Below are 14,203 nucleotides of genomic sequence, written 5' to 3'. Positions count from 1 at the left end.
TCGTTGCGCCAGCGGTCACCGTTCCGTGCTGGGTAGAAACGGCGCTCTATTGGAATTCGGTTAGTGGCATCTAAGCCAACCCATAGAGCTCGGATGAAGTCAATTTGCTAGCTCACTTGGACATGTCGCAGACATCGACATTCTTCAGCGTCAGGGTCAGCTTGCTTCCCTTGGTTACAGAAATGGTCTGTCCATAGCTGACTGTCGGCATGAACTGAATGTCAGGTGCCACAGCCACCGGCGGGTCCTTCGCGCCATCGATGGTCAGGTCGAGCTCCACGGTGACCGAGTCAAAGGAGCCCTGCTTTCTTGCCTCAGCATCTTTCTTGAATGCGCACAGTCCGGCGGCGACTTGTTGCAGGGCGGTGGGGATATCAACCGGTTTGCCTGGCGGAATTGGCGCCGTGTTACACCCGGCAACGATCAGCGCGGCGAAAGCTGGAAGCAAAGGGAGGTGGGTGCACATCAGGATTCCCCAGCGGCACAGTAGGGAGATAAGTCTGCATCGGCCTCTCGCCCGCTTCCGTTCACTTTCGAACCGACATCCATGGATGCGCCCGTGTCAGGACCGCGCCTGCGATTCCAGCGGGGCTGAACCGCGGCCCGAAGGCAAAGGAGCAGCGGCTTTGCCTCCCGCGCGAGATCAGCGGCGTCCGTTCCGCGTCGTCGTTCCTGGTCAACCTGAATATCGGATTGCGCGTGGGGAAGGGCGTGCTGCTCTTTGCCGTGGTGCTAGCGAGCTAGCCCAAGGCCGTACTCGACCCGTTGCTGCCGTTAAGCTTCGAACTTCCGACGGCAGCAATGCCGCGATTGCGGACGTTAAAACGAAGAAGTCCCTCGCGCGATAGCGTTATTTCGTCTGCTTGGTTTAATTGACGCGCTGCAAAAGGGCGGGTAACTTCGACGTGTACAACCGTACGAAATACGTTCCGTACAAACCGAAGCTGGTAGTGCGAGCTTACGGCACGATACGGATCGATTGGTAACGTACAAAAAGGGACCCAGCATGTCCGCTCGCTCAGCATCGTTAAGCATTGTTTTTGTCCTCAGCACAGTACTGTCGGCTTGTGCAACGACCACAACTGATGACAATGTCGCAAAAGAGCAGGTTGCCGCGGCGACGCGCGCCTGGATCGACGCGATGAGCAGCCACAATCAGGAACAAGTTCTCGCACTGTACGACCCCGAGGCCGTGCTGTGGGGCACCACGTCTCCTACGATTCGTGACAATCCTGAGAGCGTTCGCGAGTATTTCAATTTCCTGCGTACGGCGCCTCCCTATTACAAGGGAATCCTTGGTGAGCAACGTATCCGTGTGCATGATGACATGGCCATCAACACCGGCACATATACCTTCGTTGGACCGGCCGTCGACGCGGCTGGTAAGCCGGTGAGTCGTCCTGCGCGATTCAGTTTTGTCTATCGGTATCGCAACGGGCGATGGCTGATTGTGGATCATCACTCGTCCGCAGTACCAGCACCTGCTGCGCCAACAAAGTAAACCGCCTAGCCACTTTGACAAATGGCGGCGAGCGGCTTCTTCCCGTGTATTGCTGCCGCTGGCAGCGCGAACATCACCGGCAGCAACTGGCCGGGAAGAGCCCGATTGTCGCGGCGATCCTACAAGCTGGCGCCAGTCAGTATGTGGGATATGCCTTCCCGAGATCCCAGCGTGATTGCCAATGCTCGATGTACTGGCGTGAAACTTCCGGCATGTCTCGAATGACGACCACATTCTCGGAGTTGGCGGTCTCGGCGGACGGCGCGAAATTGAAGGAGCCCGTTTCGACCGTGTTGCCGTCGACGATAGTCGTCTTGTCGTGATGGATGTGGAAATCGTCGTTGGTCCGCAGTTCCACACCGTTACGGGTCACGAAGCCCATGGCTGCTTTGTGTTCCAGATGTGCCAACGGAGCGTGGCATGCTCCGTATTCTGGTGCCCGTACATCTGGCTCAATCCTGAGCCCCATACCGTCAGAGTTCATGGGTATTGCTACCGAGCAGATATTTTTCAATGCGAGAATCGGGAAAAAACCATATACCAGCCATCAAGGTCAGTATGAAAAACGAAGCTACGCTGCTGAAAAAACTGGCCAGGATCGCTAATGCGTAGATAGGGATGGAGAGCTTCCCTTTGAGGTCGTTTCCGATGGCTTGCCCAAGTGCGGAATGTTCGCCGTCATACTTGATGATGAGTCTCGTGAGCAGTGAGTAAGAGACGGCGCACATGAACAGGACAAATGCATACATTGCCGTCGGTGTCTGCGCGAAGGCAGACTTTCCGGTCCAGGTGGTGGTGAATGGAATCATGCTTAGCCAAAACAGCAAGTGGAGGTTCGCCCACATAATTTTGCCGTTAATTCCACGGGCAACTTTAAACAGGTGATGATGGTTGTTCCAGTATATTCCGACGTAAACAAAACTTAGTACATAGCCGAAAAAATTAGAGGAATTATTAAGAATGTCTTTAAGCGAAAAGCCTTCCGGAACCTGTAGTTGAAACAACATGAGTGTCAAGCTTACGGAAATGACACCATCGCTGAATGATTCAAGCCTGTTTGTGCTGATGCTCATGATGTCATTCACTCATCTGAATTGGTTGCGAAATGCCATGCGCGCCATATATGCGACGGGAAGTATAAATGGAAGGACACTCCAGAATCCGATCGTCACATAGAGGGATGCACCCAGGAAAGCCCCGATCACAAAGCCGATCACAACACTTGCGCTTTTGAGAAGATCCTGGAAATTGGTGCGTGTCCTGGCACGCAGGTAATTCGACAGATCGATACCCAACTGGGTGGTGTTCCCGGTCATCATGGTGCTGGGGCTGATGTACTTGATCAGTGTCTTGCTGGCAGTATTTCGGACGGCAAGCGCGACAAGGCCGAGGCCTCCAGTCAAAGCAAGGCCCGCGCCATCCGGATTATCGAACGGTTCGAGATACAGGCCGGCGACCATGAAACCCAGCAAGAAGGTCGCTTCAGCAATAAACAGCCAACCTAAGGTCTGGTGGGTCTGGTGGGTCCGCTGGTTGCGGTCAATCAGCATTTTGCTGATGATGACAGTGACAATGAAGAGTGGTATGGCGCCGAGCTTAATCCATAAGCCGGCCCCACCTTTGACGAATGCCGCTCCCGCGAGCACGAGGTTTCCGGTGACGTGTGCGGTGAAGAAGCCCAGCAGCGCAATAAAGCCAATCGTGTCGATGGCGCCGCCCACAATAGTAAGAAGGATTGGTGCTTTGCATATTTCCCAGAGACTGGGGTTTTCGTTTGTTTCTGTATTGTCTGATGCGTTGACGTTTGCGCTCATGGTTGAGATCCATCCTGTAGCAGGGGCATGCCCGCGGGGGAAGGCCCCCGCGGAGGGGGCGATCATGCGATCAGTGCGTTGGCGACGATCGCTGCCGCCGCTACTCTGGACGTGCTGATGGCCAGCCAGCATCCCAGCAGGAGGGCGCCGTTGGCTACGCTTCGACCTGGAATCATCTTGTGCGCTCCGAGGGATGACTGGTGGCAGACATGCATCAGCGCTCGACGACCGGCGCGTGCACGGGAGCCAGCGATTCGTGCGTGGTTGCCGTGCGTGGCGCGGCCTTGTGGACCATCGTATAGGCATAGTCGACCCCCATGCCATAGGCGCCCGAGTGTTCCTTGGCCACGGCCATCACATCGTCGTACGTTTCGCGGTTCTTCCAGTCGCGTTGCCATTCCAGCATGACCTGTTGCCAGGTCACGGGCACCACGCCTGCCTGGACCATGCGCTGCATGGCGTAGTCATGGGCTTCCTTGGTCGTGCCGCCCGATGCGTCGGCCACCATATAGATCTCGTAGTCGCCCTCAAGCATCGCGCACAACGCGAAGGTAGTGTTGCAGACCTCGGTCCACAGGCCGGCCACGACGATCTTCTTGCGGCCATTGGCGGCCAGCGCGTCGCGCACCTTCTGGTCGTCCCAGGAGTTCATCGAGGTGCGTTCGAGCGTTTTCTTGCCGGGGAAGACGTCGAGCAGTTCGGGGTAGGTATAGCCGGAGAATGAATCGCTTTCGACCGTGGTAATGGTGGTCGGCACATCGAAGATCTTCGCTGCCTTGGCCAGGCCCACGACGTTGTTCTTCATGGTCTGGCGGTCCATCGACTGCACACCAAAAGCCATCTGGGGTTGGTGGTCGATGATGATCAGTTGGCTGTTGCGCGGGGTCAGGACTTCCAGTTTGGCGTTCGACATGGTGCTCTCTCAGATGAAATTTATTCAATGATTCTGGGTTCTTTGCGTGGCGACGCTTTGTCCGCTCTGTTGCGTTGTCGCGCCATCAATGTGAAGAACTATAACGAAGGAAAGTGCGGAAACAGCCAGCCTGAATTGTAAATATAGTTCAAAAAATTTGATGATCTGTGGAGTGAGATCCTGGCTCCGGTGAGCGGTTTGATTCCTGGAACTCGCGAGCGTGGCGGCTCCGATAACTTGGAGTCGATTGAAGATGACCGCTAGCGGCGTGGCACCAAACGAACCAATCAAAGTCGGTCAAGTTAGCATTCGGTACCGGATTGATCTTCGCCCGCCCTCCAACCTTCTTCCGAAGCTACTCAGGCGCCATCTGCGGGTCGTGCGGCCCCCATGGAGATGCCGTAATATTCCGAGGGACCCGGACACACTGGGTCCTGGCGGCAACGAAACTCGACCTTCCCTTCCTGCGGGCCGCCACCACGCCGAACCCGTTCCTGACCTAGTCCAATGTGCAAGTTTCGACATGACCACACTCTTCGCCGCAAGAGCGGCCTGCCTTGGCGAGTGGGGGGGGCAGGGAGAGAGCGACACGCCTGCGGCAGGGCCTACCGCACTCTGATGCTGCTTCTACTTGCGGGACTCAGTGCCTGCGGGTCGCTTCCTCACAATGCTCCGCGCAATCTGCCTCAGGCCGCGGCTTGCAGCGCATCCGCGGCCTTGCGCGAACCCACCGACATCGCCGGCCAGACAACCGTCGCCATGTCGTTCTCTGGCGGTGGCACGCGAGCCGCAGCCTTCGCCTTCGGCGCTCTGCAGGGGCTCGACGCCATGAGAAGTCCTGGGGGCGCGTCCCTGCTCGACGACATCGCGTTCATCAGCAGCGTGTCCGGAGGCTCCATCACCGCGGCGTACTACGGTCTGCACGGCAAGGACAGCCTGGCGACCTTTCGATCAGTGCTCTTGAAGGACGGAGAGGCGGGACTTCGCTTCAGTCTGCTGAATCCGGTCAACCTTGCGCGCCTCTTCGCGGGGGGCCTCAACGATCGGGAAGATCTCCGGACATGGCTCGACGAAGACGTGTTCAAGGGCGCGACGTACGCCGACATGTTCCGCCGCGGCAAGCCAATCGTTTGGATCAACGCCACAAACGTCTACTACCGGGTCGCGTTCCCGTTCAGCCAGCTGGCATTCGATGCGCTATGCAGTGATCTCGCGAGCTTTCCCGTTTCCGAGGCCGTCGCCGCATCCATGGCGGTCCCGCTCTTCTTCGCACCGATCGTCCTTCAAAAATATCCCGAGGCTTGTAGTGCACCGCTGCCGAGCCTTGACCACGTCCAGAGGCCTGGGCAATCGCTGCTGCTTGGCGCGTTGGCAACCGCCGTTCGCGGTCACCGGGACACTTCAAAGGGAAAGTACATCAAGCTGGTCGACGGCGGGGTGACCGACAACTACGGCCTGGCCACCATTTTGCAAACGCGTCTGCTGCTGGGCACGGCTTACGGTCCCATGAGCGAGAACGACGCGATCAATGTGCGGCGGCTGCTTTTCATCGTTGTTGACGCCGGTCAGGGCCCGCGCGGCGATTGGAACCGAAGCCAGGGTGGCCCATCCGGAATCGAAGTCGCCAGCGCGGCCATCGACGCGGCAATGGCGACCAACGTTCGAATGAGCTATGACGCCTTCGTTCCCATGATGCGGCAGTGGCGCGACGACCTCGTGGCGTATCGGTGTGGGATGCCGCATTCCCGGCAGCAGGAGATCGCTGCACGCCGCCCAGGCTGGCGGTGCGATGAAGTCGAATTCTTCGTCACGCGGATCTCGTTTGAGGCCCTCGACAAGGAGCGTGCTGCAAGTCTGAACGATCTGCCGACCAGACTTCGTCTGCCCGAGAAGGACGTCGATCGCCTGATCGAGGCGGGAAGGGATGCCATCCTTGGCAACCCGGTGATCCGTGAGTTCGAGCGCGAATCGACCGAGGCGCGATAGTCCCGCGGCACGCGGCGTGGGTGAGGCCGCGTTCTTGCTGCTCGGCCGCGGCGCTCTGGCGGAGGTGTCCGGCATGGCGAGAACGCCCGATATTCCGTTCATGCCAGCCGTCCTCCGTGCACCGGTGCACCGCCCACCGACATGTCGGCGCACAGAATCGTCCCGGTGGTCGACTCGGTCATGAATAGCGTGGTGCCCTCGGTGCCGCCAAAGCACAGATTGGTCAGCGATGTGCCGCCGGGGCTACGAATCACCTCCACAGGCTCGGCGCGATGGTTGAGCACCCAGACATAACCAAGTCCAGGATTCGCCACCAGCAGATGGCCATCCGATCTCATTGCCAGACCGTCGGGGCCGCTCGGGCCGTAAGAGGTAAAGAACTGCCCGACCTTGCTGACCGAACCGTCGGCCTGCAACGGCACGCGCCATACGCTGTTCCCGCGGGTCATCGCGACGAACAGCACCTTCTCGTCAGGCGAGAGGACGACACCGTTCGGGCTCGGTGCGTTGTCCAGCAGGACGTCCAGCTTGCCGTCGGGCGTCAGCCGATAGACGCGGCCGGTCGGATCGTGCAAGCCGGTCTGGCCCTGGTCAGTGAAGTAGAGATTGCCCTGCGAATCGAAGGTCAGGTCGTTGACGCCTCGGAAGCGTTCCGAATTCCTACGCTCAAGAAACGGGGTTACGGTTCCCGACTTTGCATACAGACGCACCAGGCCGTTGCGATAGTCAGTGATCAGGAAATCACCGCTGACCAGGCGCTTCATGCCATTCGGTTCACCGTCGTACTCGGCAACAAGCTCCCAGTCGCCCTGCATCGAAACACGGAAAATGCGACCGTAGGGGATGTCCGTCACCCAGAGATTGCCATCGGCCCAGACCGGCCCCTCCAGGAATGAGTCGATCGTCGCCCCGCCGCGATTGGCATGCGCCCACGCGTTGTCGGGGTCGTGCCGACGGAACGACTCCGGAAGCCGCGTGAGCACCTGTGCATCGCGTACGGCCGGTTGCTGAAGTAGGAACATCGCCGCTCCTGGTTATTGCTTCTCAATATGCGCCTTTTGCGCAACCGTTGCCCATTGTGCGGTTTCGCGCTGAATCAACTGCGCGAACGCGGGGCTGTCCAGGTTGCCTGGCTGCGACCCCATCTGCGCAAGGAACGTCTTCATGTCGGGCGCCTGGAGCGCCTTCTGGATTTCCGTTTGCAGGCGCGTAATGACATCGTTCGGCGTGCCCTTTGGCGCGGCAAGGCCTGACCAGTTGAACAGGCTGAAGTTGGGTACACCAGCTTCAGCGAACGTAGGGACGCTCGGGAACACATCCACCCTGGTCTTTCCACTGATGCCCAGCAGACGCATCTGATTACCCTTGACCGGCGCCAGCGCGGTCGGGGTCGACACGACCAGCAGATCCACGCTACCGGACAGCAGCCCGACCATGGCCTCACCAGCCCCCTTGTACGGCACATGCATCAGCTTGATACCTGCGGCCTGTTGGAACGCCTCGGCAGCAAAATGCGGCGAACTACCGGGGCCGCCGGTGCCAAACGTCACCTCTCCCGGATGCGCCTTGGCATAGCTGACGAGGGAAGCCAGGTCCTTGAAGCGCGAATCGGCCTTGACGCCAAGCACCACCGGCGAAAATGCGAACGGCGCGATAGGGACCAGAGCTGTTTGATGGTCCCAGTTCAGCTTCTTGAAGACATAGGGGAGCGTGGTATAGGAGTTGTCGTTCGCCAGAAGCGTGTAGCCATCGGCGGGTGCGTTGACAACCTGGGACGTGCCGATCGTGCCGGACGCGCCCGGCTTGTTCTCCACGACGAAGCTCTGCCCCGTCTGCACGGTGAGCTTCTGTGCGACCTTGCGCGTCACGACGTCGACGGCGCCGCCGGGAGGATTCGGCACGATGATGCGGACCGGTTTGTCCGGGTACGCCGCCACGGCGGACAGGCTGACAAGCAGCGTCGTTGCTGCCACCAGGCAGCCAATTGTTCGAGAAAACACCTTTGTCTCCTTGTGCTGCGGGAGAGACCTAACTGTCCGTCGGGTCCTCCCGCGACACTTCTGTTCTAGTTGATGACGCAGCCGTGCGTCGGTCAGGCCGGCGTAGCCACGCCTTGCAGCACCGCCAGGACGTTCTTTGCTGCCCCAACGCCCATGTTCACGTACGCCGCGTTGCTGACGCCGCCGATGTGCGGCGACAGGATCAGGTTGGGAATGTCGCGGAACGGATGCGGCACGGGCATCGGTTCCACGGCAAAGCTGTCCAGGCCAGCGGCATACAGTTTGCCGCTCTGCAGGGCTTCGGCCAGTGCAGGCTCGTCGATGAGTCCGCCTCGTGCCGTATTGACGAGGATCGCGCCGTCCTTGAACGTCGCCAGTGTTTCACGGTTCAGCATGCCACGGTTCTCTTCCGTCAATGGGCAGTGCAGCGACACCACGTCCGATTCCCTGAACAGCCGAGGCAGGTCGACAAGCGTTACGCCTTCCGGGACCGTCGTCGCATAAGGATCGAAAGCGGTGACATGCATGCCCATCGCCACACCAATCACGGCGGCGCGGCGGCCGATCTCTCCGAGCCCCACGATACCGAGCGTGCAACCGTTCAGTTCGACGGCCTTGTAAGTTGCTTTGTCCCAATGACATTGGCGCATGCGATCGTTGAGATGTGGAACAGCTTTGGCGCACGCAAGGATCAGCGCCCAGGCATGTTCAGCCACGGCGGCGGCATTGGCCCCGGCCGCGGCGGCCACCTTGATGCCGCGCGCCTGCGCGGCGGCTTTATCGATGGTGTCAGTTCCAGTGCCGTGTTTCGAAATCACTTTCAAGGCTGGTGCGGCGTCCATGACTTCAGCGGTTATGCTGCCGTAGCGCACGATAATGCCGACCGGGTTGTGCTCCTTTGCCAGTGCTGCAATATCGGCGGTCTGGGGCGTTTTCCCCGCGAATACGATCTCATGGTCATCCAACAGCGCGAGGGCTTCCGGCGCGAGGTCGGCACCCGTGACGATAATGACTTGCTTGTTCGTCACAGTGCTTCTCCCTGCTTCAGGACGCCCGCCGTCACCAGCGATGCCAGCAGCCAGGGCGCGGTGGTATTGCCTTCCTTGATCTGGGCAATGCGCTGGGCTTCCGCGTCTTCCTTCTTTGCCGCGGCATCGAGCAAGGCTTCAATCTTCTCGCGCTCCACCACTACCAGGCCATCGGCATCGCCGCAGATGTAGTCGCCGGGGTTCACCGTGACGCCACCAACAGAAATGGGGTGTCCAATGCGCCCGCCAACTTCCTTGGTGGGGCCGTTAGGGTTCGTGCCCACCGAAAAGACCGGGAACTGCATTTCCTCCAGCTCGAGGCTGTCGCGGACCGCGCCGTCGATGACGACACCAGCAAGGCCGCGCTGGCGAGCGGCATGCATCATGATCGTTCCCATCAGCGCAGAGGTCTGGTCACCTTTGCCGTCGACGACCAGAACATCGCCCGGCTGCGCCAGCGCCAGCGCTGCGTGGATCATCAGATTATCACCGGGGCGAACCTCGACAGTGAAGGCGGGCCCGGCGACTTTCATGCTCGGGCGCAAGGCCCTGATCCGGCCATGCAACGCACCGCGGCGTCCGCCGACATCGGAGAGGATCGCCGGTTGGAACTTGGCAGCCCGCGCCACGATCTCGGCAGGCACGCGCTCAAACGATTTGATGATGTTGGGCAAGGTCATGATGGACTCCAGGCAATATGAAATAGATGGGTAGATAAGGGCGTCAATCCAGCTTCGTGCCGGAGGCCTTGATGACCGATGCCCAGCGTCCGATGTCCTGCTTGATCAGCGCACTGAACGCCTCAGGCGTGCCAGTCAGCACCGATGCACCTTGCTCGTCCAGCTTGGTGGCAAGCGCCGGAGACTTGAGCGCCTTGTTGAACTCGGTATTCAGGCGCACCACGATGTCCTTCGGTGTCGCGGCAGGCGCGACGAAGCCGAACCAAGTCGCGGTATCAAAGCCGGGATAGCCCAACTCGGCCACGGTCGGCACCTGAGGCAGGTCCTGCAAACGCTTGGGAGACGTCACCGCGAGCGGCCGCATCCGGTTGTTCTTGATATGCCCGAGCAACGTAGGCACCGAGGCCATGTAGAGATCGACTTGTCCGCCCATCAGGTCGTTGACCGCCTGCGCTGCGCCCTTGTAAGGGACATGGGTGAACTTCACCTTTGCGGTCGTTTGAAGCAGCTCACCGCCAAGGTGCGCCACCGTTCCGTTGCCCGGAGAGGCGAAGTTGATGGCGCCGGGCTTTGCCTTGCCCGCCTGGATCACGTCCTTCAGCGTCTTGTAAGGCGAATTGACATGGGTCACCAGCACGAGCGGCGCGGATGCCACCAGGCTGATGGGTGTCAGATCCTTCAGTGGGTCATATGGCAACCGTTCATACAGCGAGGGATTGATGGCAAGGTTGCTGGTCTGCCCCATGACGATGGTGTAGCCATCGGCCGGCGCCTTGGCTGCCGCGTCCACCCCGAGGTTGCCACCGGACCCTGGCTTGTTCTCCACCACAAAGACCCAGCCGGTCGACTTGGCAACCGTATTGGTGACTTCTCGCGAAATGATGTCCGTGCCCCCGCCGGCGGGAAAAGGCACGATGACCCGGATGGGCTTGGTGGGGTACTGCGGCGCGGCTTGGGTCGTGGCGGACGCCAGAACCAGACCTGTTGCAAGCACGAATATGCAGCGACGGGAAATTGCCTTCATTACTGTCTCCGAATCTCGGTTTCGTTGTGATTCCGATTGTGATCGACCGTTTCACGGCATACAATGGCGTTTCATACTGTGCACCCCGTTTCGTTCTATGAATGCGAATAGTGACCCAAAGGGCTCTTCAAGGGGCGACGATGGCGCTGGGGGCGTCATTGCGGTCACCCGCGCCCTGCGCGTACTCGAAGCGTTCGGGGTGAACGACCCCCAGCTCTCACTTGCCGAACTGAGCCGGCGGACCGGCATCCACAAGACCACCGTGCTGCGGCTGGCGCGCACGCTGGCGGCGGACAACTATCTGGTGCAGAAGGAAGACGGCAACTGGCGGCTCGGCCGCGCAGCAGGGTGGCTGGGCGCGTGCTACCAGGCAACCTTCAACGTTCAGGAAGTGGTGGAGCCGGTGCTGCGGGAGCTGACGATCAAGACCGGCGAAAGCGCTTCGTTCTACGTCCGGGAGGGACAACAGCGAACCTGCCTCGTCCGGGTCGAAGGACCGCAGGCCATCCGGCATCACGTCAGGATCGGGGCGGCACTGCCGCTGGACAGCGGTTCGCCAGGCCGCGTCATCCTGGCGTTCTCAGGCGAGCCGGGCGAGCTTTATGAAATGATCCGCCGCCGTGGATTTCATCTGTCGCTTGGCGAGCGCGAGGCCGAAGTCTCGAGTGTGTCTGCACCGGTGTTCGGATTGCACTGGCGGCTGCTTGGCTCCATGTGTATTTCAGGACCGACTTCCCGGCTAAGCGAAGAGCGTTTGCTGGAGCTGGCACAGACAGTCGTCGACGCGGCGAACAAGCTTTCGTATGCCATGGCAGGCAGTCAACGGCCTGCGATGCAAATTGAAAGGCCGTCGACCTGGCACCCTTGATATTGCAGATGTGGGGCATGAAGAGCCGATAGAAATCGTAGATGACCTCTGTCAGTCGCGAGCCGGTCGTCGCTTTTCGACCCGTTGCCGCCGCTCAGGCCTCCGTGACGGCAAAGTCCGCTTTCATAGCCTAGCCGCCGTTCAAGCGGGGACGCGTTAGTCGATGCGGCGGAACTCTGCTCTTACCCTGTTCGGCTGCCACATACTGGTGAACAGCGACCAATTGCCCAAGTGGTCCTCGTCCATGACGGTCTGGCATCGGGGCGTCGATCAGCAGCCCCATCTTCGTCCACGACTCGTCATTTCAGATTCACGCCCTGTCCGGGTATTTGGTGCGAAAGCGCGCCAGCAGGCTGGGCAGGTGCGTGCTGGTAGAAATGGTCTCGGCGGCTGCGGCGAAGTAGCGGAACTGCAGCAGCGTAGTCTCGTCGGCGATCCTTTCCGGTGCCTCGCGAGACCTGGCCATGTCCATCCCTCCGCTATATGTTTTGTGGATATCAGGTTTTGGAATTTTTGATTTTACGATGGCGCGGGCGCTTCCTACACTCCTCCGGACAAAAGAAGCATGCGGAGACAGACATCGTGAATACCCCACTATCGCCAACCTGCGCGAATCCCTGGCCGCGGCCAGCCTGGACGACAAGGACACCCTCAAAAGAGGCCGCGTCTACTTGAGCGGCACCCAGGCGCTGGGGCGACTGCCACTGCGGCAATAGGCCCGCGACCGGGCCGCGGGATTGAATACCGCCGGCTTTATTCCGGGTACCGGAGCTCGCCGCTGGGCGGGCTCCATGACGGCCGTCTGGCGCGGCTGAAGGGCTTGCGCGACACCGCCTTCGGTATATTCGGCAGGCCTACCGAACGGCGCGCAGAGCGGCAACTGATTGCCGAGTATCTCGCCACGGTGGAGGAGCTTGCGCAGTCCCTGAGCGACGGCAAACTTGACACTGCTGTCGCAATGGCTTCACTACCAGACGATATTCGCAGTTTCGGCCATGTGAAGGAGGTCAATATGCAGAAGACGGCGCAGCGGCGGACGGCGTTGCTGGGCCAATTTCGCAGTGGCGCGTTGAGTGCTGCTGCCTGACTCCGGCCGCAGCAGAACAGTTTCCTGTGGCAGGATCGAGCGCGTCCGGCTTGGCGGTGGTGGGGCTTGCGAAGGCGCGCCGCTCTTTGGCAAGTAGCACTCCACCCTTGTAAGGCACCCGCCCCGGCGACACTACCGCGGCGGCCAGGGCCGTATGGCCCAACATCCTCGGAACACTGAAAAATGAGTACGGAAAATCAACTACAGTTCGTTGTAGAGCCTCATCCCGGGCCCACCCCCGCCGATGAGATCGCTGCCAAGTTGGCAAATCCGACGTTCGGACGCATTTTCACAGATCACATGGTCACGATCCGTTGGACCGACGGTCGCGGCTGGCATGACGCCAAGGTCGAAGCACGCCGTCCTTTCCAAATCGATCCCGCCTGCGCAGTACTGCACTACGCGCAGGAAATCTTCGAGGGCATGAAGGCATACCGTGGCGAGGACGGCAAGATCTCGCTGTTCCGACCACAGGAGAACGCAAGGCGTTTTCGCGCCTCTGCTGCCCGCATGTCGATGGCCGACCTGCCCGAGGCCACATTTCTGCAAGCCGTGGAAGCGCTCGTCGATATTGACCGCGCCTGGATTCCAGGTGGCGATGGAAGCCTCTACCTGCGTCCATTCATGTTCGCCTCGGAGAATTTTCTCGGCGTGCGCGCGTCGGCCGAATTTGTATTTTGCGTGATTGCTTGCCCGGTCGGCCCGTATTTCAAGGCCGGCAAGTCGGCGGTGACCGTATGGGTTTCGGATCGCTACACCCGAGCGGCCCCAGGCGGCACCGGCGCGGCCAAGTGCGGCGGCAACTACGCAGCCAGCCTGATCGCGCAGACCGAGGGCTCGGCCAATGGCTGCGACCAGGTCGTGTTCCTTGACGCTGCGGAGCACCGCTGGATCGAGGAGCTCGGGGGCATGAATGTTTTTTTCGTGATGGATGACGGCTCTCTGCGCACGCCCCCATTAACAGGGACAATCCTGCCGGGCATTACGCGCGCTTCGATCATCGAACTGGCCAGGCACGAGGGTATTCCGGTCAATGAAACAGCATACGACTTCGAGACGTGGCGCACAGATGCAGCCAGTGGCAGGGTTAAGGAAACTTTTGCCTGTGGCACGGCCGCGGTCGTCACCGCCATCGGGCAGGTACGTCACGCTGGTGGGGAGTTCACGATCGGCAATGGTGGGGAAGGCGAAGTTACGCAACGCCTCCGTTCGTTGTTGACCGGCATCCAGCGCGGCAAGATCGCCGACCCGTTCGGATGGGTTCATCACGTCGATTGAGACCGGCGTGTTTGACATCAGCGG

The 14,203-nt window shown here is 60.2% G+C and carries 16 protein-coding genes and 1 pseudogene; 6 read left to right on the top strand and 11 right to left on the bottom strand.

Going from position 1 to position 14,203, the window contains the following annotated elements; genetic code table 11:
* Nucleotides 1–112: 112 nt before the first annotated feature.
* Nucleotides 113–466, bottom strand: a complete 354-nt coding sequence (locus AC1Q7H_RS06770) for a hypothetical protein (RefSeq protein ID WP_211979632.1) — start codon at nt 464–466, stop codon at nt 113–115.
* 540 nt (nt 467–1,006) lie between these two features.
* On the opposite strand from AC1Q7H_RS06770, the gene AC1Q7H_RS06765 reads away from it, so the two are divergent.
* Nucleotides 1,007–1,501: an SgcJ/EcaC family oxidoreductase gene (locus AC1Q7H_RS06765; RefSeq protein ID WP_013952089.1), complete on the top strand. Its 495-nt coding sequence runs from the start codon at nt 1,007–1,009 to the stop codon at nt 1,499–1,501.
* A gap of 136 nt (nt 1,502–1,637) precedes the next feature.
* Here AC1Q7H_RS06765 and AC1Q7H_RS06760 read toward each other — a convergent pair whose 3' ends face one another.
* The 4 genes from AC1Q7H_RS06760 to AC1Q7H_RS06745 all read right to left on the bottom strand — a co-directional run bounded on the left by AC1Q7H_RS06760 (nt 1,638) and on the right by AC1Q7H_RS06745 (nt 4,228).
* The gene (locus AC1Q7H_RS06760) at nt 1,638–1,985 is read right to left on the bottom strand and encodes a phospholipase D-like domain-containing protein (RefSeq protein WP_249221163.1); all 348 of its coding nucleotides are present in this window, start codon (nt 1,983–1,985) and stop codon (nt 1,638–1,640) included.
* The gene (locus AC1Q7H_RS06755) at nt 1,975–2,574 is read right to left on the bottom strand and encodes a TMEM175 family protein (RefSeq protein ID WP_013952091.1); all 600 of its coding nucleotides are present in this window, start codon (nt 2,572–2,574) and stop codon (nt 1,975–1,977) included. Before AC1Q7H_RS06755 ends, AC1Q7H_RS06760 begins: the two co-directional genes overlap by 11 nt.
* A gap of 12 nt (nt 2,575–2,586) precedes the next feature.
* Complete coding sequence (locus AC1Q7H_RS06750) at nt 2,587–3,315, bottom strand: YoaK family protein (RefSeq protein ID WP_013952092.1); 729 nt, start codon at nt 3,313–3,315, stop codon at nt 2,587–2,589.
* Between the two features lie 214 nt (nt 3,316–3,529).
* Nucleotides 3,530–4,228, bottom strand: coding sequence for a hydrolase (locus AC1Q7H_RS06745; RefSeq protein WP_013952093.1), 699 nt, complete (start codon nt 4,226–4,228; stop codon nt 3,530–3,532).
* A gap of 717 nt (nt 4,229–4,945) precedes the next feature.
* On the opposite strand from AC1Q7H_RS06745, the gene AC1Q7H_RS06740 reads away from it, so the two are divergent.
* On the top strand, nt 4,946–6,214 hold the full coding sequence (locus tag AC1Q7H_RS06740; RefSeq protein WP_049800632.1) for a patatin-like phospholipase family protein: 1,269 nt from the start codon (nt 4,946–4,948) through the stop codon (nt 6,212–6,214).
* Between the two features lie 98 nt (nt 6,215–6,312).
* On the opposite strand, the gene AC1Q7H_RS06735 is transcribed toward AC1Q7H_RS06740, so the two are convergent.
* The 5 genes from AC1Q7H_RS06735 to AC1Q7H_RS06715 form a co-directional block, all read right to left on the bottom strand.
* Nucleotides 6,313–7,236 carry an SMP-30/gluconolactonase/LRE family protein gene (locus tag AC1Q7H_RS06735; RefSeq protein ID WP_013952095.1) on the bottom strand — a complete coding sequence of 308 codons (924 nt, stop codon included), beginning with the start codon at nt 7,234–7,236 and terminating at the stop codon, nt 6,313–6,315.
* 12 nt (nt 7,237–7,248) lie between these two features.
* Nucleotides 7,249–8,214 carry a Bug family tripartite tricarboxylate transporter substrate binding protein gene (locus tag AC1Q7H_RS06730; RefSeq protein ID WP_211979633.1) on the bottom strand — a complete coding sequence of 322 codons (966 nt, stop codon included), beginning with the start codon at nt 8,212–8,214 and terminating at the stop codon, nt 7,249–7,251.
* A 92-nt stretch (nt 8,215–8,306) separates the two neighbouring features.
* Complete coding sequence (locus AC1Q7H_RS06725; protein WP_249678923.1) at nt 8,307–9,242, bottom strand: NAD(P)-dependent oxidoreductase; 936 nt, start codon at nt 9,240–9,242, stop codon at nt 8,307–8,309.
* Nucleotides 9,239–9,922: an RraA family protein gene (locus tag AC1Q7H_RS06720; RefSeq protein ID WP_013952098.1), complete on the bottom strand. Its 684-nt coding sequence runs from the start codon at nt 9,920–9,922 to the stop codon at nt 9,239–9,241. The genes AC1Q7H_RS06725 and AC1Q7H_RS06720 overlap by 4 nt, the downstream gene beginning before the upstream one ends.
* A 43-nt stretch (nt 9,923–9,965) precedes the next feature.
* Nucleotides 9,966–10,946: a Bug family tripartite tricarboxylate transporter substrate binding protein gene (locus AC1Q7H_RS06715; RefSeq protein WP_211979635.1), complete on the bottom strand. Its 981-nt coding sequence runs from the start codon at nt 10,944–10,946 to the stop codon at nt 9,966–9,968.
* Nucleotides 10,947–11,043: 97 nt separating this feature from the next.
* On the opposite strand from AC1Q7H_RS06715, the gene AC1Q7H_RS06710 reads away from it, so the two are divergent.
* Nucleotides 11,044–11,814 carry an IclR family transcriptional regulator gene (locus tag AC1Q7H_RS06710; RefSeq protein WP_492381065.1) on the top strand — a complete coding sequence of 257 codons (771 nt, stop codon included), beginning with the start codon at nt 11,044–11,046 and terminating at the stop codon, nt 11,812–11,814.
* Nucleotides 11,815–12,124: 310 nt separating this feature from the next.
* Here AC1Q7H_RS06710 and AC1Q7H_RS06705 read toward each other — a convergent pair whose 3' ends face one another.
* Complete coding sequence (locus AC1Q7H_RS06705; protein ID WP_211979637.1) at nt 12,125–12,280, bottom strand: hypothetical protein; 156 nt, start codon at nt 12,278–12,280, stop codon at nt 12,125–12,127.
* 116 nt (nt 12,281–12,396) lie between these two features.
* On the opposite strand from AC1Q7H_RS06705, the pseudogene AC1Q7H_RS06700 reads away from it, so the two are divergent.
* The 3 genes and pseudogenes from AC1Q7H_RS06700 to AC1Q7H_RS06690 all read left to right on the top strand — a co-directional run.
* A pseudogene (locus AC1Q7H_RS06700) lies at nt 12,397–12,604 on the top strand (hypothetical protein); the annotation flags it as partial.
* Between the two features lie 30 nt (nt 12,605–12,634).
* The gene (locus AC1Q7H_RS06695) at nt 12,635–12,901 is read left to right on the top strand and encodes a DUF6537 domain-containing protein (protein ID WP_013952103.1); all 267 of its coding nucleotides are present in this window, start codon (nt 12,635–12,637) and stop codon (nt 12,899–12,901) included.
* Between the two features lie 183 nt (nt 12,902–13,084).
* Entirely contained in the window at nt 13,085–14,179 is a 1,095-nt protein-coding gene (locus AC1Q7H_RS06690) for a branched-chain amino acid aminotransferase (RefSeq protein ID WP_211979638.1), read from the top strand.
* Nucleotides 14,180–14,203: the final 24 nt, after the last annotated feature.

The sequence above is a fragment of the Cupriavidus sp. GW823-FHT06D04 genome (assembly GCF_058795055.1).
Note: the sequence above shows the minus strand (reverse complement) of the source record. Positions and strands in the feature narration are given on the sequence as shown.